This is a genomic window from Limosilactobacillus urinaemulieris (genome assembly GCF_932750685.1).
In the GTDB taxonomy this organism is placed as follows: Bacteria; Bacillota; Bacilli; order Lactobacillales; family Lactobacillaceae; genus Limosilactobacillus; species Limosilactobacillus urinaemulieris.
Map to the genome: position 1 here is coordinate 200,034 of NZ_CAKOBX010000001.1, position 16,672 is coordinate 216,705.

The 16,672-nt window shown below is 41.0% G+C and carries 15 protein-coding genes; 3 read left to right on the forward strand and 12 right to left on the reverse strand.

Going from position 1 to position 16,672, the window contains the following annotated elements:
• Positions 1–9 precede the first annotated feature (9 nt).
• The 9 genes from lgt to MR181_RS00975 form a co-directional block, all read right to left on the reverse strand.
• On the reverse strand, positions 10–834 hold the full coding sequence (gene lgt, locus MR181_RS00935) for a prolipoprotein diacylglyceryl transferase (protein WP_242333800.1): 825 nt from the start codon (positions 832–834) through the stop codon (positions 10–12).
• On the reverse strand, positions 827–1,786 hold the full coding sequence (gene hprK, locus MR181_RS00940) for an HPr(Ser) kinase/phosphatase (protein ID WP_040531592.1): 960 nt from the start codon (positions 1,784–1,786) through the stop codon (positions 827–829). Before hprK ends, lgt begins: the two co-directional genes overlap by 8 nt.
• Before the next feature lie 16 nt (positions 1,787–1,802).
• Complete coding sequence (locus MR181_RS00945) at positions 1,803–2,156, reverse strand: phage holin family protein (protein WP_242333803.1); 354 nt, start codon at positions 2,154–2,156, stop codon at positions 1,803–1,805.
• Positions 2,157–2,483 carry a PspC domain-containing protein gene (locus tag MR181_RS00950; RefSeq protein WP_191911137.1) on the reverse strand — a complete coding sequence of 109 codons (327 nt, stop codon included), beginning with the start codon at positions 2,481–2,483 and terminating at the stop codon, positions 2,157–2,159.
• Between the two features lie 58 nt (positions 2,484–2,541).
• A protein-coding gene (prfB, locus tag MR181_RS00955; RefSeq protein WP_369807477.1) for a peptide chain release factor 2 occupies positions 2,542–3,658 on the reverse strand; the annotation gives its coding sequence in 2 pieces (ribosomal slippage) (positions 2,542–3,585 and positions 3,587–3,658; 1,116 coding nt in all).
• A 101-nt stretch (positions 3,659–3,759) separates the two neighbouring features.
• On the reverse strand, positions 3,760–6,123 hold the full coding sequence (gene secA / locus MR181_RS00960; protein WP_191912206.1) for a preprotein translocase subunit SecA: 2,364 nt from the start codon (positions 6,121–6,123) through the stop codon (positions 3,760–3,762).
• Between the two features lie 287 nt (positions 6,124–6,410).
• A complete protein-coding gene (hpf, locus tag MR181_RS00965) occupies positions 6,411–6,953 on the reverse strand; it encodes a ribosome hibernation-promoting factor, HPF/YfiA family (protein ID WP_191911134.1) in 543 nt (180 codons plus the stop codon).
• Positions 6,954–7,086: 133 nt separating this feature from the next.
• Positions 7,087–7,764: a ComF family protein gene (locus tag MR181_RS00970; RefSeq protein WP_242333809.1), complete on the reverse strand. Its 678-nt coding sequence runs from the start codon at positions 7,762–7,764 to the stop codon at positions 7,087–7,089.
• Complete coding sequence (locus MR181_RS00975; RefSeq protein ID WP_242333812.1) at positions 7,757–9,082, reverse strand: ATP-dependent helicase ComFA; 1,326 nt, start codon at positions 9,080–9,082, stop codon at positions 7,757–7,759. The genes MR181_RS00970 and MR181_RS00975 overlap by 8 nt, the downstream gene beginning before the upstream one ends.
• A 64-nt stretch (positions 9,083–9,146) precedes the next feature.
• Here MR181_RS00975 and MR181_RS00980 point away from each other — a divergent pair, with 64 nt between their 5' ends.
• On the forward strand, positions 9,147–9,788 hold the full coding sequence (locus MR181_RS00980) for a YigZ family protein (protein ID WP_242333815.1): 642 nt from the start codon (positions 9,147–9,149) through the stop codon (positions 9,786–9,788).
• On the opposite strand, the gene MR181_RS00985 is transcribed toward MR181_RS00980, so the two are convergent.
• The 3 genes from MR181_RS00985 to MR181_RS00995 form a co-directional block, all read right to left on the reverse strand.
• Positions 9,785–10,045 carry a hypothetical protein gene (locus MR181_RS00985; protein WP_242333818.1) on the reverse strand — a complete coding sequence of 87 codons (261 nt, stop codon included), beginning with the start codon at positions 10,043–10,045 and terminating at the stop codon, positions 9,785–9,787. The two genes, MR181_RS00980 and MR181_RS00985, sit on opposite strands and share 4 nt — an antisense overlap.
• A gap of 111 nt (positions 10,046–10,156) precedes the next feature.
• Complete coding sequence (locus MR181_RS00990; RefSeq protein WP_191911129.1) at positions 10,157–11,995, reverse strand: APC family permease; 1,839 nt, start codon at positions 11,993–11,995, stop codon at positions 10,157–10,159.
• A gap of 120 nt (positions 11,996–12,115) precedes the next feature.
• Positions 12,116–13,714, reverse strand: a complete 1,599-nt coding sequence (locus MR181_RS00995; protein WP_242333821.1) for an APC family permease — start codon at positions 13,712–13,714, stop codon at positions 12,116–12,118.
• Between the two features lie 227 nt (positions 13,715–13,941).
• On the opposite strand from MR181_RS00995, the gene MR181_RS01000 reads away from it, so the two are divergent.
• Positions 13,942–15,285 (forward strand): conjugated bile salt MFS transporter, encoded by a 1,344-nt coding sequence (locus MR181_RS01000; RefSeq protein WP_242333824.1) that lies wholly within the window; start codon positions 13,942–13,944, stop codon positions 15,283–15,285.
• Positions 15,286–15,377: 92 nt separating this feature from the next.
• Complete coding sequence (locus tag MR181_RS01005; RefSeq protein ID WP_242333980.1) at positions 15,378–16,667, forward strand: conjugated bile salt MFS transporter; 1,290 nt, start codon at positions 15,378–15,380, stop codon at positions 16,665–16,667.
• Positions 16,668–16,672 lie beyond the last annotated feature (5 nt).

Sequence of the window (16,672 nt, forward strand, 5' to 3'; positions counted from 1 at the left end):
AAATTAAACTTATTGATTTACATACCACGGAAGATTTGCCCGTCGTCTTCGAACGATTAAGGTAATTAATGCCACGATGAAAAAGACTAATGATAATATTTGTGACACTCGAAGTGTATTACCAATCATTAAACTATCTGTTCGCATCCCTTCAATGAAGAACCGTCCCACGGAATACCACATAACATAGGTTAAGAAAACTTCTCCCCGCTTAAATAAGTGGTGCCGGTGACGCAACAGCATTAATAGGACAAAACCACTAAGATCCCATAACGACTCATATAAGAAAGTCGGTACGCGATAGTGATTGCCAATATCCATTTGGTTAATAATCCATATTGGTATATGCTGACTAATCAATGCTGCACGACTAGTAATGGCCCCGAATGCTTCTTGATTCATGAAGTTTCCCCAGCGACCAATCCCTTGCGCCATAATCAAAGCTGGTGAAATAACATCCATCATTGTCCACATTGAAATTCGGCGAGCACGACAGAAAAAGTATAGTGTAAGGATTCCACCAAGGATCGCCCCGTAGATCGCAATTCCACCATCCCAAATCGCAATAATTTCTGCAGGATGCTGTGAATAATAACCCCACTGAAAAATAACGTAATAGAAACGAGCACAAATAACTGCAATGGGTAACGCCCATAAAAGGTAATCATAGAAGTAATCCTCATTAATACCTCGTCGTTGTCCCTCATGTACCGATAAAATTAACGCGAGAACAACTCCAGTCGCAATAATAATTCCGTACCAATGAACTTGAATTGGTCCAAGATTGAAGGCAATTGGATTAAGTGCCAGAAGCGGTAAGCTTAAATTAATCATTACTTTGCTTTTCCTTTGTATCTCGTGCAGAATTCTGCTTAATTAACCGGTTCAAATTATCATCGAACGTCTTGGTAGCATCATATCCCATCGTTTCCGCCCGGTAGTTCATTGCAGCGGATTCGATGATAATTGCCAAATTCCGTCCAGTCTTAACGGGGACAGAAACCTTAGGAACAATTACTCCTTGGATTGTCTGCTTATCACCCCGATCGCCCAACCGGTCAAACTGAACATCTGGGGTCCACGTTTCCAAGTGAACAATTAGGTTAATAACATCGCTTGGCATAATTGCCCCAGTTCCGTAAAGAGTAGAAACATCAATAATTCCGATACCCCGAATTTCCATGAGGTGCTTTAAAATTGCTGGTGCTTTACCGACAAGGGTTTGTTCATCTCGAGCATAAACTTCAACCCGGTCATCAGCTACTAAACGGTGCCCCCGGCGAACTAATTCAAGCGCGGTTTCACTCTTCCCAACTCCCGAATCACCAGTAATTAAGACCCCAACACCATTAATATCAACAAGAACACCATGTAAAGACTGTCGCGGTGCTAATCGGCCAAGGAGATAGGAAGTCATGTTACTCAAAATTTGTGATGACGTTAAGTGGGTTCCTAAAATGGGAATCTTGGCATTTTTTGCAGCAACTTGTAGTTCTGCAGGAATCGGTAAGTTAGTCGAAATAACAAAGCACGGTGTCTGGGGAGCACACATCTTTGTTAAGTACTTCTCTCGCTTTTCGTGAGTCAAATCCTTGGCAAAAGACGTTTCGGTAATCCCTAATAATTGAATCCGCATTGCAGGATAGTGTTTAAAATAACCAGCGAATTCAAGGGCCGGCCGTGAAATATCACTAGTAGTAATTGGTCGTTGAAGATATTCTTCACCCTGTAAAACTTTTAACCGAACATTATCAACAAGTTCTTTAACAGTAATATGATCTGCCACTATTTCCACTCCTTCACTAATTATTAATGTGATCGGAAATAATCACATTGCAAATCGACATAACAATTGCAATCAACATTGCTGAGCCAAAGGATGAGAAGTGAAAATAATATGATCTGACAAAGGATGATGTTAACTGTAACATCAGAGCGTTAATCACAATACTAAACAATCCTAAGGTAAGCACATTAATGGGCAACGATAGTATTAACAAAATTGGTTTTACTAACACATTCAACACTGCTAAAACAGCACTTGCCAGCAAGGCAGTTCCCACACTGTTGACATAGAACATTCCAGTCCGCGAAAAAAGACCGGCTAATGCAATAAAGAGAATTGTATCTATTATTACACGTTTGATAAATTCCATCTACGACCGTCCATTCTTCTTTATATCTTTCTCTTCAACATCAGTTAATTGCCGTCTTCCTTGTGAATCCCGCGTTTTTTGCGGGGTTGACGTTAAATCAGCAAACGTCTTAAAGAGACCAGCAATTCCGGGATGGGCTGGATCGGGTGGGATAATTGCCAGTAAAACAATGTAAACAATAACTCCAGGAATGATCCCAGTAATTGCGGTAAAGAGAATATAGGCAATCCGCAAGTAAAGTGGTTTGGTATTGAAATACTTAGCAAATCCACTAAGGACTCCAGCTAGCCACCGATCATCGTAGGATCGAGTTAGCTTTTTCGACATAATTCATCCCTCCTAATAGCTTAATCTTACTGTGTTTTTCTGGTAACTGCAATTAGATTTACTGAGGATTCTTCTGGCTTAATTTCCATTGGAGATAGGCATTAATAAATGGATCTAAATCCCCATCCATGACCGCTTGCCCATTATGTGTCTCATGGCCGCTCCGGTTATCCTTAACTAAAGTATAAGGATGGAAGACATAGGAGCGAATTTGGGAACCCCAACCGATTTCAAGCTGTTCCCCTTCAATTTCAGCCCGCTTTTTTGCCTTCTTTTCTTCCTCTAATTCATACAGTTTCGACTTCAACATGTTCATTGCGGTTACCCGGTTTTGCAACTGGGAACGTTCTGCTTGGGAAGAAGTAACAATCCCCGTAGGAATGTGAGTAATCCGGACTGCTGATTCCGTCTTATTAATGTGCTGACCACCAGCCCCGCTTGAACGAAAAGTATCAACCCGAAGATCAGAAGGATCAATATCAATGTTTACACTCTCATCAAGTTCAGGCATTACATCAACCGAGGCAAATGAAGTGTGTCGTCGACCTGCCGCATCAAATGGTGAAATTCGGACAAGGCGGTGGACACCCTTCTCACTTCTTAAGTAACCAAATGCATTATGTCCCTTAATTAACAAGGTAACACTCTTAATTCCGGCTTCTTCACCTGCTTCATAGCTTGCAGTCTCAACATTAAAGCCATGTTGTTCACCCCAACGAACATACATCCGCAGCAACATTGCTCCCCAGTCCTGAGCTTCTGTTCCCCCGGCTCCGGGATGAATTTCCAAAATTGCGTTTTTAGCATCATACTCGCCATCAAGCAACTGATTTAACCGGTATTGCTCTAGTTCCTTCTGCGTTTCACTAAACGATTTTTCAAATTCAATCTGTAACTCATCATCAGGTTCTAGTTCCAGCAGCTCAATTGACGTTTGCAAATTACCGATATTATCCCGTAATTTCACAAAGGTATCGCGCTTATCTTTTAATTCATTATTCGCATTAATTACTTTTTGTGCTGCAACATTATCGTCCCAAAAACCAGGTTCAGCCATTTTTTGGTCATTTTCTGCAATACTTTCATCTAAAGCATCGAGGTCAAAGAGACCTCCCGAAGCGGGCAACCTCTTGTTGCATTGCTTCTACTTTTTTCTTTGCTTCACTAAGTTCCAAAATGGTTCCTCCAATATTTAATTTAAACCAAAACGGTAACAGGTACCGCTTTGGGGCCACCTGCTACCGTACCTTGATAGTTAACAATATTTAATTATTGATTAACGGGTAACATTTTGCCGAATTTGCGACTTCATAAAGAGGCGAGTTGTTTCGTATTCAATATCCGCAATCATTTGTTCAAACATGTGGTAACCAGCAGTTTGATATTCAACTAACGGGTTTAACTGACCATAACCACGGAGACCAACAGATTGACGGAACTGATCCATCACATCGATATGATCTGTCCAATGTGAGTCAACGACCCGCAAGAGAACAACTTTTTCGAATTCAAGCATTTGTGCCGGATCGTAAAGTTGCTTCTGCTTGTCCTTGTAAATCTGCTTAGCATACCCCATTAAGAAATCAACCATTTGTCGTGGCGACTTATCTGCCAAGTCGGCAACGGTAATCGTATCCGGCTTAACAATGACTTCTTCTGCGAAATCAATAATTCCTTTAAGATCCCAATCCTTACGATCACCTAAAGTATGTTGTTCAACTTCTCGTTGGATCGTCCGCTTAAAGATTGGCATCAGAACCCACTTCAATGACTTATCTTCTGTGATAATTTCCTGACGTTCTTTATAGATGATTTCCCGTTGTTCACGCATTACATCATCATATTGAAGAACGTTCTTCCGGGAATCGTAGTTATTCCCTTCAACCCGCTTTTGAGCTGACTCAACTTGGTGGGTTAAGAACCGACTCTTAATTACCGCATCATCATCGTCAACCTTCATCCGTTCCAAGAAGGCCTTGATCCGGTCACCACCGAACCGTTTCATCAAGTCATCCTCAAGGGAAAGATAAAATTGGGAAAGACCTGGATCACCTTGACGACCAGAACGTCCCCGCAGCTGGTTATCAATCCGTCGTGATTCATGTCGTTCGGTGCCAATAACTGCTAGTCCGCCTAATTCACGGACTCCTGGGCCAAGCTTAATATCGGTTCCCCGTCCAGCCATGTTCGTTGCGATTGTAACCGCACCCCGCTGACCAGCATTCTTAATGATATCAGCTTCCTTTGCGTGGTTCTTCGCATTCAAAACAACATGCGGAATGTGTTCTTGATCCAGTAAGTGGGAAAGGTATTCTGAAGTTTCAACGGCCACAGTACCAACTAGGATTGGCTGTCCCTTTTCGTGAAGACTCTTGATCCGCTTAACTACCGCGGCAAACTTACTCTGCAATGTCGGATAAAGCAAGTCGGGTTCGTCTTTCCGTTGAACTGGCTTGTTAGTTGGGATGGTGATTGTTTCCATGTTATAAATCTCACGGAATTCTTCTTGCTCAGTCTTAGCAGTACCGGTCATCCCCGCAAGCTTGTTGTACATCCGGAACAAGTTCTGGTAGGTAATATTAGCCATTGTCTTGTTCTCTTCTTGAATTTGAACGCCTTCCTTAGCTTCAATCGCTTGGTGAAGGCCATCAGAGAACCGCCGTCCCTGCATTACCCGTCCGGTAAATGAATCAACGATCAAAACTTCACCATCAGAAACCACGTAATCCTTATCCAGAAGCATAATGTAGTTAGCACGTAATGCTTGATCCAAGTGGTGGGTCAATGCTGTGTTCTCCGGATCATACAGGTTCTTTAAGTTAAAGTACTTTTCAGCTTTTTGAATTCCTTCATCAGTTAAGGCAACCGTTTTTGATTCGAGATCGACCTTATAATCAACCTCGTTCTTTAACGTCTTAACAAAGCGATCAGTTTGCTTATAAAGCTTTGAGGTTCCTGTTCCCGGACCAGAAATAATCAATGGAGTCCGCGCTTCATCAATTAAAATTGAATCCACCTCATCAACAAGAGCATAGTTTAACCCTCGCTGGACCTGGTCTTCTTTATAAACAGCCATGTTATCACGAAGATAGTCGAACCCAATCTCACTGTTAGTGGAATACATAATATCAGCCTTATATGCTTCACGCTTTTGATCAGGAGACATTTCAGAATTATTCACACCAACACTGCAGCCTAACCAATTGTAAAGCTGTCCCATTTCAGTAGCATCACGTTTTGATAAGTATTCGTTAACTGTAATAACGTGAACACCCTTGCCACTGATTGCGTTTAAGTAAACAGGCATGGTAGCAGTCAGCGTTTTACCTTCACCAGTCTTCATTTCGGCAATGTTCCCCTCATGAAGAACAATTCCCCCCATAATTTGAACATGGAATGGGTAAAGCCCCAAGACTCGTTTTGCCCCTTCACGCGCTACCGCAAAAGCTTCCGGTAACATGTGGTCCAAATCTTCGCCCTTTTTATAGCGCGCACGGAATTCATCAGTCTTAGCTTTTAATTCATCATCTGATAGCGCTGCCATTGGCTTAGCATATTTTTCAACTTTATTAGCGATCTTATTAATTCGTCGCAGTTCACGACGATCGCTTTCAATCCATTTTTTTAGAATGTTAGCCATAAAAGCGTCCTTCCTAATTAACGTTTTTAAATTTTAACTTGAGATTTAGCAGCTACTCAAGCCAATTTTAATTTATATTCTAACCCTAATATTCTAACACGTTTCGGATTAGAGTGCGAGTCAGCAAAATATGAAGTCTTAAAAAGCTTCCGGATGATAACGAGGTCTCTCGACAAAGGCAAGTTGCGGGGGTGTTATCTTGAGGAAGCTAAAATTTTAGCTCTGTCACTTAAAATGTTAGTCAAAATAAAAAAGACTGGTTTTTTACCAGTCCATTTATTACTTAATTATTCAGCTTCAATCAAACCATAACGACCATCTTTACGACGGTAAACAATACTGGTTCCGTCAGTTTCGGCATCTTGGAAAACAAAGAAGTCATGTCCAAGCATGTCCATTTGGAGAACTGCTTCTTCTGGATCCATTGGTTTGAGTGAGATTTGCTTTGTCCGCACAATCTTCAAGTCCTCTTGACTTTCAGTATCGTCATCAGTTGGGACAAATTCTAAGTTCTTGAAGCCCTTTTCACGCGACTTCCGGTTAACCTTAGTCTTGTACTTCCGAATTTGCCGTTCAAGCTTATCGGTAACGAGGTCAACACTACCGTACATGTCATTAGAAGTTTCTTCGGCCCGTAATGTAAGGTATGGTAATGGAATAGTAACTTCTACCTTGTAAGTACGGTTAGGATAAACTTTTAAGTTCACATGGGCTGTTGCTTCTACGTTGTCTTCGAAGAACTTTTGTAACTTATTAATCCGCTTTACCACATAATCACGAATTGAATCAGTTACTTCGATATTTTCACCACGAATATTGAACTTTAACATAGTAATTTCTCCTTTCAGTTCAAGCAATTTGCTTGATCTGGTATCAGAAGGACCACTCTTCTCATATCCTTAACTATATTATAGTGTAGTTAATACTATTTAACAAATGAATCAGGGGAATATTTAGATTTTTTTAACGGGCAAGCGAAAGGCTTTGAACACGTTTACAACCATTCTGATAGCAAAGTTCTGCGGCATGATATAAGGTCCGTCCAGTGGTGTAAATATCATCAACCAGGACAATCCTTAATCCTTGCAAGGTGATATTCCTATCGAGAAAAAATGGCTGTTTAGTTTTGAGACGTGATTGACGGTCTTTCTTTGATTGAGCTACCTTCTGCTTTTCCCGATGTTTGATCAGTTCGGTATACTGAATATTTTCTAACAACCCCGTTACCTGATTAAAGCCTCGCGTTTTCATAGTATGATCAGTGACCGGGATCGGGACTAAAAGGTCATAATCCATCTGGCTAATCACCACTTGCAGAGATTGCTGAAAAACTGCCCGCAAATGATATTGTCCCTGAAATTTATACTGTTGCATAAATTCCCTCATTGCCTGGTTATAATGAAAAATTGGCCGATGGCTTAAATGCCACCCATATTGTTGCTGCCATCTTTGGCAATCAGTACATAGCTTATCCTTATCCTCACGACCACACCCTTGACAAGCGTTCGTGCCAGAATAACGAATAAATTTTTGAAAGCAGGCATTACAAACTACTTGTTTCCTAATTGGTCCAGGAAAAATAATCTCGCTAACCGTTAATCTTTTTGTTAATGAACGGTTACAAAGCAGGCAATTAACCACGAAGCAAACGCCGCCCTTTCCTATTCATATAAGCAATTTGCCGCTGAGCTTCCCGGACTTGACGACTATATGATTGAACCCAAAACATTACTTTACCGGTAGGACGACTAGCCGAACGCCCTGCCCGTCCTGCAATCTGAACTAGTGCTGATGATGAAAAGACCTGATCATCAGCGCCAAGGACAAAAACGTCAATGCCCGGAAAAGTAACTCCCCGTTCTAAAATTGAAGTAGTAATTAAGAATTCATACTTTCCGTCCCGCATTTGCTGAACTTTTTCTAGTCGTTTAGGATCCGTAGCATGAACGGTAGTAAATTTCTTATCAGTTAAAGCTTCTTGCAAACATAAAAAAGTTGGTTGGAGATCTGAAATATGAGGGACAAACAAAAGACACTGGTAATTAGCCAGTGTTTTCTTTAACTCATTCAGGAGTTTGTTAGGGAGTCGTTTTCTTTGCAGCTGTTTTCGCCAATCAGATGTTAAGAAAATCTTGATTTGAGGAAGCAGGTTCCCGTGATAACGAAGTGGAAGATAACTAACCATTAATTTTTTCTTGCTAATTTGGCGAATCAACTTTTCCCCAGGGGTCGCTGTCATAAACAATATCCCGCCATCCTTCTTAACCGCCTGCTTAGTAGCAAAGAGCAATGCCGAATTGGCAGCATACGGAAAAGAATCAACCTCGTCGATAATTAAATTATCAAAGGCATGGTAGAAGCGTAGCAACTGGTGAGTTGTGCAAATTGTCAGCTGACGATACTTATATTTCTGTGGCTCTCTCCCGTGAAGAAGAGCAATTGAGAAACCAGCAAAAGCCACCTGGAGCCTAGGATATAGTTCCAAACAAACATCGACCCGTGGTGACGCAATCGCAACCCGTTCACCCCGTTTCAGTGCAGCGGTAATTCCGGCAAACATCATTTCCGTTTTTCCCGCACCCGTAACTGCCCATAGTAACTGGCGGCGATGCTGATCCATCCGTTCTTTCACCATTGTTGACACCTTAGTTTGTAGTGGCGATAGTTGCCCCCTCCACGTTAAAATCCGCTGAGGAACTTCAAATTGATTTGGTTCTGGAACATGGTAAAATTTATCAAGAGTTGATACCCGTCCTAATGTAACGCATTGTGGGCAATAGTATTGCTGATTAGGCATTGCGGTAATCCACTTATTTGTTACCGTTCCACAACGTAAACAGGTTATCGTCTTTTCTCCTACTTTCAACGTTGGTAAAATCTGGATTTGCGAACCATCAATTGGTAATTGTTCTACTTGAGGGCATAGTACCCGTCGTCCATATAATTCACTAATATCCATTTTGATCCCTCCCATTAAGTTAATACGGAAAAAGGCCAAAATTTCACCAAAGGAGTAATAATCAATGTCAGAACCATTTCTCACTATCGCTAAAAACACTAGCAACGAGATGGTCATCAAAAAATCTCGTTTCATATGTTCAGTTGCCCGAGTAACCTCCGATGAAGCAGCCCAACAATTTATTGACCAGGTTAGTACCGAAAACAGAAAGGCCACTCATAACTGCTATGCCTACATGGTCGGTGACCGTGACCAAATTCAACGAGAAAGTGATAACGGTGAGCCTAGTGGGACAGCCGGTGTCCCAATTTTAGAATCACTTCAATTAGCTAACCTCCATAACGTGGTTGCCGTTGTTACCCGTTATTTTGGCGGAATCAAGTTAGGCGCTGGAGGCCTTATTCGTGCCTATAGCAACTCAGCTACCAACGCTATTCATAAGGCAGGACTAGTCCAATTGGTTACTCAAGCCATCCTTGAAATTACCGTTAGCTATGCACAACATGACTCCCTCCTCCACTATTTAAAAGAGCGTCAGATCGAGGTTGCTGATGAGCAATTTAGTGCTACAGTTCAAACAAGCATTTACGTTGATGAGGATAAAGTCGCCGCTTTCACTAAGCTGTTAATCAACCGTTTTAACGACCAATTAACAATCAAAAAAGGAACCTCGCGCGAACACGAAATTCCTTACTTTGCTAACTAGCTTAATACTGTTTCAATTACGTTAAGGATAACAATAAGTAGTAATAGAATAATAACCCATGTGGTGACCACCCTTGTTTTGTGATCACCGCTTTTTAATTTCGACCAATTAAAGCCAATATAGGAACCAATTAGAAGAACGGTCCCGAAAATTCCAATCAAATTAGAATGAAAGCCCAATTGGTCAAGGCTAAAGCCACCCATTAAAAATAAACCAACAGCAAACAACAAGCCCAAGACGATATTTCTTTTTCTCACGTTATCCACCCCGTAAATAATTTCCCGGGAAATTTCAAGCTAACTTTTTATAACATTGAAAACTGTCCCTGAACTCATTAGTATTCACCAGTAAAGCTATTCAATTTACGCCTACTCATGTAAATGATAATTGTAGCTTGCAACAACAATATTCTGACGAGAATTAAGAACCGTCCGTAGCCGAACACTAGTCTGGTTATGAAGGGCAAGTTGCCATGGATGCTTAGGGATAAACTGCGGAACTAGGACAGTGGTTGAATAGTTACGGGCAGCCGCTCTTTTAGCAATCACATCTACAAACCGCAAAGTTGGCTTAGCAATTGACCGATACGATGAATGAATATCAACAAAACGAACATCTGGAAATTCAGCCTTAAATTCATTAGCAGTCTTATGCTCTTTACCCGGATTTTCATCAAACGAAACGTGCATTGCGATCACGTAATCACCAATGGAGCGGGCATAGTTAATCGCTCCTCGAGTAACCCGCGTAACATTCCCGACTAGGACAATAACGGTTGCTCCGTCATAATCATGTAATTGTACCTTCGTCTTTTCGGCAACCCGTAATTGTTTGGCAACCTTAATATAGTGACGATGAATTGCGTGAAACATGTAAAGCAATAGCGGCATGATAATTAAGTACGGCCAAACGTTGCCAAAGTGCTGCCAGAATAATGCAAGAACTAATGCCAGCGAGATTAACGCCCCGACAAGGTTAATAAATGCCTTTCCCAGCCAAAGACCTTCCCGTTCACGGAACCAGTGAATAATCATCCCAGATTGAGATAATGTGAACGGAACAAAGACCCCGACGGCATAAAGCGGAATTAACATATTCGTTTGTCCATGGAAGATCAAGATTAGGATAATTGCGCCCACCGCTAACGAGATAATCCCGTTAGAATAACCGAGGCGATCCCCACGATCCATAAATGCATGGGGCATGTACTTATCCTTTGCCATATTAAAGGCAAGAATTGGGAAGGCGGAAAAACCAGTATTAGCAGCAACTGCAAGAATCATTGCAGTCGATAGCTGAAGAAGATAAAAGCCAATTCCATGACCACCAAATACGGCGAGACCAATTTGCGAAAGCACAGTGGTTCGTTTATCGGGAACAATTCCAAAATAAAAGCCGTAGAAAATAATCGCAATGAAGAAGATTGCCAAGATCGTACTCATAATTGCAAGAGTAATTGAAGCGTTCTTTTCTTTTGGCTTATTGAAGTTCGGCACGGCATTACTTACCGCTTCAACCCCAGTTAATGAGGATGAACCAGCAGAGAATGCCCGAACAAACAGAACAAATGTCATTCCGGTAACTGGAGTTCCATAATCAGCAGGTGCTTGGTAATGAACCTGACCCGTGACTATATTGTAAGCACCCCACAGAATCATTACAGAAATCATAATTACGAAAAAGTAAACCGGAATTGTCAGAAAATTGGCACTTTCACTCATTCCCCGCAAGTTCATGAACATAATTAACAGAACAATAACAATTGCAATTGGAACAGAGAACCGGTAAAGTGCCGGGATTGCAGAAGTAATTGCTTCTACTCCTGATGTCGTAGAAACCGCTACGGTCAACATATAGTCAACCAAAAGCGATCCCCCGGCAAATAATCCACCATTGCTTCCCCAATTCCGGGTGGCAACAACATAGGCACCACCACCGCTTGGGTACGCACGAATAATCTGTTGATACGAAAGAGTAATTGCCAATAACAGCAATAATACGATTGCGGCAATCGGAATCGAGTACCACATTGCCATTGCAGATAAGGTTACTAAAACCGTCGTGATCTGCTCTGGCCCATAAGCAACTGACGAAATTGCATCGGATGACAGCATCGCTAATGCTTTAAATTTAGTTAGGTGAGTTTGACCCTCATCCAAAGTTTTCAAAGGTTTCCCAATTAAAACTCGTTTAATATAACGCCACATACTATCCTCCCAATATTCATGGAATGTAATCGTTTAATCGATTTCGGATAACTGAACAATAATACAATTATTTTAACTACTTTGCAATCGCTAAAACAAGACGTAATTACTACTGACTGTCTATTTTTCTTTAAGTCGCTCATTAACTTTCTTTGCTGCTGGATCAATTTTAGTCATTCGACTGTTAACTGCCCAGACATAAAAGAATAAGGAAACAAGGATAATCACAATGAAATCAAACGGGTACGGAATCCAATCCTGACCACCAAAGCCCTCACTTCCCGCGTAAGAAATTACGGAAATAAAGACCATATAACAAATTAACCAAGCGGCACTTCTCAGCTGCTGACGCCAGTTTGTCTTTTGATAGCGCCATTCATAGTAGAGATAAATCGGTAAACCAAGCGCAATCACAAAGATTACCTGAACTGTTGTTGGCCACATTGTCCAATAAATTGCCAATCCCGTTACCACGAATGCAAATGGTGCTAACCACTTCATATAGTTAGGCGCAAATGGTCGCTTTAAGTCCGGTGCCATTTTTCGTAAAGAAATAACTGTTACTGGCCCAGTTAAGTAAGCGATCAGAGTTGAACCAGTGATGACCGTTGCCAATAAGCTCCAGTTTCTAAAGACATTTACCAAAATCGTGGCTAAAATCAAGTCCGCTACCATGGCAAACCGTGGAATCATATAGCGCCGCTCCAACCGGCCAAGCCATTTTGGTAGGTGTCCAGTATGAGTCATTGCTGCTAATGCTCGGGATGCTGTTGCTACAAACGCAACTCCTGTCCCAAATGGTGAGACAAACGCATCCATGTATAAGAGAATTGCTAACCAATTTAAGCTCAGCAAAATTGCAATATCAGCAAATGGTGACGCAAAGTTAATCCCATGCCAGCCGCTCTTTGCTAGTGATGCAGGACTAACTGCACCGATAAATGCAACTTGAAGCAGAATGTAAATTGCAGCGGTTATCAGCATTGAGATGAGGACTCCCCGGACAATATTCTTATGGGGGTTCACCATTTCACCACCCATATTAATAACTGTTTGGAAAGCATCATAGGACATAATGATCCCTGATACTGCTGCCGCTTCAAAAAGCGAACGACTTCCATATGGCATAAACGTCTGAATGTTGTGACCAAAGTTCTCAGTATGAAAGCCGCTGATAATCAACATAATAATCGTTAAAGTTGGCAACAGAATTTTAAAAACTGAAATCAAATTTGTAAACCGGGTCATTAATTTAACAGACCAAAAGTTAATCAAGGTAAAGATCAGCATAAAGATGAATACAACAAACATCCCCATTGAAGTAATATTTCCCCCGCTAACAAAATGATGCGTCCAGTTAGCCCATGACCACGGCCACGAACTCATATATTGAACTGATGCAACTGCTTCCATTGGAACAAGGGTAATCAATGAAATCCAGTTAGCCCAAGCGGCGACAAAACCTAGTAGCGAGCCATGACTATACTGTGCATAGCGACTCATCCCCCCGCTTTCTGGAAACATTGCTCCTAATTCAACATAGGTTAATGCAATGCTAATTATAATTACCGCACCAATAATCCATGAAATAATGGCCGCTGGTCCGGCAACTTTAGCAGCGGTTCCGGCACCAAATAACCATCCAGAACCAATTAACGAATTTAGGGCTAACATCACAGCGGAAAATAACGTTATTTTATGCCCTCTCATCTTATCCATGCTTTTCTCCCCTATTAATTGCTTTTTTGAATAGATAACTAATCATACCACTAACTCTAACACTTTATTATTAAAATCGAAAAAGAGCTGGATTTTTTGATAAACGTATAACTATTATTTATTTTTTGTAAGATATAATACTATTTCGTTTTAATTGATTTATTTCGTACATCGTTTGATAATATAAGTGATATTTGTTGTAGATTAAGATGATGGGAGGAGAAAAAATGATTGATCATGCTACCAAACGATCCGATGAGATCGTTGTTAGCAAAAAGTATAAATACTTTATGGTTTTTCTTTGTATGTTAACTCAAGCCATTCCGTATGAAGTAGCGCAAACAATTCAACCACTGTTTGTACACCCAATCGTTAATACTTTTCATTTTACGTTAGCTTCATACACGTTAATTTTTACCTTCGGAGCGGTGGCTGCTTCGTTTACTTCGCCATTTATTGGTAAAGGATTAGAAAAATTCAATTTTAAGCTGATGTATCTTATCGGGATCATCTTATCAGCATTGGCTTACGTTGTTTTTGGAATCAGCACTAAGCTTCCTGAATTTTACGCTGCCGGGATTCTCTGTATGATCGGTTCAACATTCTATTCTGGCCAAGGTGTGCCATGGGTTATTAACCACTGGTTTCCATTTGAAGGTCGTGGTGCTGCGTTAGGAGTAGCCTTTTGTGGTGGTTCAATCGGTAATATCTTCATGCAGCCAATTACCCAAAATCTTCTTAGTCACTACATGACTGGTAATGCAAAGACTGGTCACCTGATTTCCATGGCTCCATTTTTCTACTTTGCTGGAATGTTATTAATTGTTGGTTTAATTATTACTTTCTTTATTCGAACACCAAAGAAAGATGAGACAGTTGTTTCGGAAGCCGAAATTAAAGCTGGTAAAGAGGCCGCAGCAAAGAAAAAGGCTAGTGAATTTCAAGGCTGGACAAGTAAGGAAGTTATTCAGATGAAGGAATTCTGGATCTTCAGCATTGGTTTTCTGATCATCGGCCTTGGCTTAGCCTCGCTTAATGAAGACTACGCTGCCTTTCTTGATACTAAGTTGACCCTTACAAAGGTTGGCCTAATTGGCTCAATGTACGGTGTCGGGGGATTAATCGGTAATATCACCGGTGGGATTCTCTTTGATAAATTCGGTACCGCTAAATCAATGTCTTACGCCGGAGTAATGTATGTCTTAGCTATTTTAATGATGATTATTATTAGTTTTCTCTCCTTCGGTAATAAGATGAATATGATTGCTGGATGCGGTTATGCCATCTTCACTGGATTAGCAGTCTTTAGCTATATGTCGGGACCTGCCTTTATGGCCAAGGATCTCTTCGGTGCCAAAGAGCAAGGGGTTATGCTTGGATATATTGGTTTAGCCTATGCAATTGGCTTTGCAGTCGGTGCACCCCTTTTCGGAATGATCCGAGATAGTGCTAATTTTACAGTTGCATGGTGTGTAATGATGATCTTTGTTGTTGTTGGTTTCCTGCTACTTGTTTCTGCTGCTGTCAAAATAAAGCATCGTCAGAAAGAACTTATTAACAATAACCATTAGTTCTAACGCATAAAGGAGGAATTAAATTGCCTAGTTCATCATCAACAGCTAACCATCCTACACGGACAGTTAGTAACGCTTATAAATATTTCATGGTCTTCCTATGTATGCTAACTCAGGCCATTCCTTATGGGATTGCCCAAAATATTCAGCCACTGTTTATTCACCCATTGGTTAACACATTTCACTTTACACTTGCTTCTTATACCCTAATTTTCACTTTTGGGGCGGTTGCTGCTTCAATTACCTCACCATTTATTGGTAAAGGACTGCAAAAGTTTAACTTTCGGTTAATGTATATTATTGGGATTGCCTTATCTGCATTAGCCTACGTTATCTTTGGCTTTAGTACCAAGCTTTCCGGGTTTTATACGGCAGCGATCGTTTGTATGATTGGTTCAACATTCTTCTCCGGCCAAGGGGTTCCGTGGGTTATTAATCACTGGTTCCCACTAAAGGGCCGGGGTGCCGCATTAGGAATTGCCTTTTGTGGTGGCTCAATCGGTAATATTTTCTTACAACCAGTTACTCAGGGAATTTTAAAGCATTATATGACAGGAAATACTAAAACTGGTCATTTGCTTTCAATGGCGCCATTCTTTTACTTTGCTATTGCCCTTTTAATTACTGGTATAATTATCGCTTGCTTTATTCGGACACCAAAGAAAGACGAAGAAGTTGTTTCAGAAGCTGAAATCAAAGCGGGGAAAGCTGCCGCTGCCGAAAAGAAAGCCAAGGAATTTCAAGGTTGGACTGGTAAAGAAGTCCTTAAAATGAAGGAATTCTGGGTATTCAGTCTCGGCTTCTTAATTATCGGTCTCGGTTTGGCCTCATTAAATGAAGATTACGCTGCATTCCTTGATACTAAGCTTTCTCTAACTGAAGTTGGCTTAATTGGTTCAATGTACGGAATTGGTTGTCTAATCGGTAACGTTTCTGGCGGAATTCTTTTCGATAAATTCGGAACAGCAAAGTCAATGGCATACGCTGGTTGTATGTATGTTCTTTCTATTGCCATGATGATTTTCGTTAGTCATCAACCATTCGGTGCCCACAGTAGTAAAGTTGCCGGGATTGCATATGCGATATTCTGTGGATTGGCTGTCTTCAGCTATATGTCAGGACCAGCATTCATGGCAAAGGATCTTTTCGGTTCTCGTGAACAAGGGGTCATGCTTGGATACATTGGTTTAGCTTATGCTATCGGATATGCCATCGGTGCTCCACTCTTCGGTATCATCAAAGGAAAAGCTAGCTTTACTGTTGCTTGGTACTTTATGATGGCATTCATTATTATCGGCTTCATCCTCTTAGTCTTCGCCGTTGTTCGAATTAAGCGTTACCAGAAGCAATATATAGCTAGTCATAAAGAAACTAATTAATGGAG

Bases quoted from the DNA above. Each gene is read 5' to 3' on its own strand.
- lgt (WP_242333800.1), bottom strand. From the start codon at position 834: ATGATTAATTTAAGCTTACCGCTTCTGGCACTTAATCCAATTGCCTTC.
- MR181_RS00945 (WP_242333803.1), bottom strand. From the start codon at position 2,156: ATGGAATTTATCAAACGTGTAATAATAGATACAATTCTCTTTATTGCA.
- MR181_RS00950 (WP_191911137.1), bottom strand. From the start codon at position 2,483: ATGTCGAAAAAGCTAACTCGATCCTACGATGATCGGTGGCTAGCTGGA.
- secA (WP_191912206.1), bottom strand. From the start codon at position 6,123: ATGGCTAACATTCTAAAAAAATGGATTGAAAGCGATCGTCGTGAACTG.
- hpf (WP_191911134.1), bottom strand. From the start codon at position 6,953: ATGTTAAAGTTCAATATTCGTGGTGAAAATATCGAAGTAACTGATTCA.
- MR181_RS00975 (WP_242333812.1), bottom strand. From the start codon at position 9,082: ATGGATATTAGTGAATTATATGGACGACGGGTACTATGCCCTCAAGTA.
- MR181_RS00980 (WP_242333815.1), top strand. From the start codon at position 9,147: ATGTCAGAACCATTTCTCACTATCGCTAAAAACACTAGCAACGAGATG.
- MR181_RS00990 (WP_191911129.1), bottom strand. From the start codon at position 11,995: ATGTGGCGTTATATTAAACGAGTTTTAATTGGGAAACCTTTGAAAACT.
- MR181_RS00995 (WP_242333821.1), bottom strand. From the start codon at position 13,714: ATGGATAAGATGAGAGGGCATAAAATAACGTTATTTTCCGCTGTGATG.
- MR181_RS01000 (WP_242333824.1), top strand. From the start codon at position 13,942: ATGATTGATCATGCTACCAAACGATCCGATGAGATCGTTGTTAGCAAA.
- MR181_RS01005 (WP_242333980.1), top strand. From the start codon at position 15,378: ATGGTCTTCCTATGTATGCTAACTCAGGCCATTCCTTATGGGATTGCC.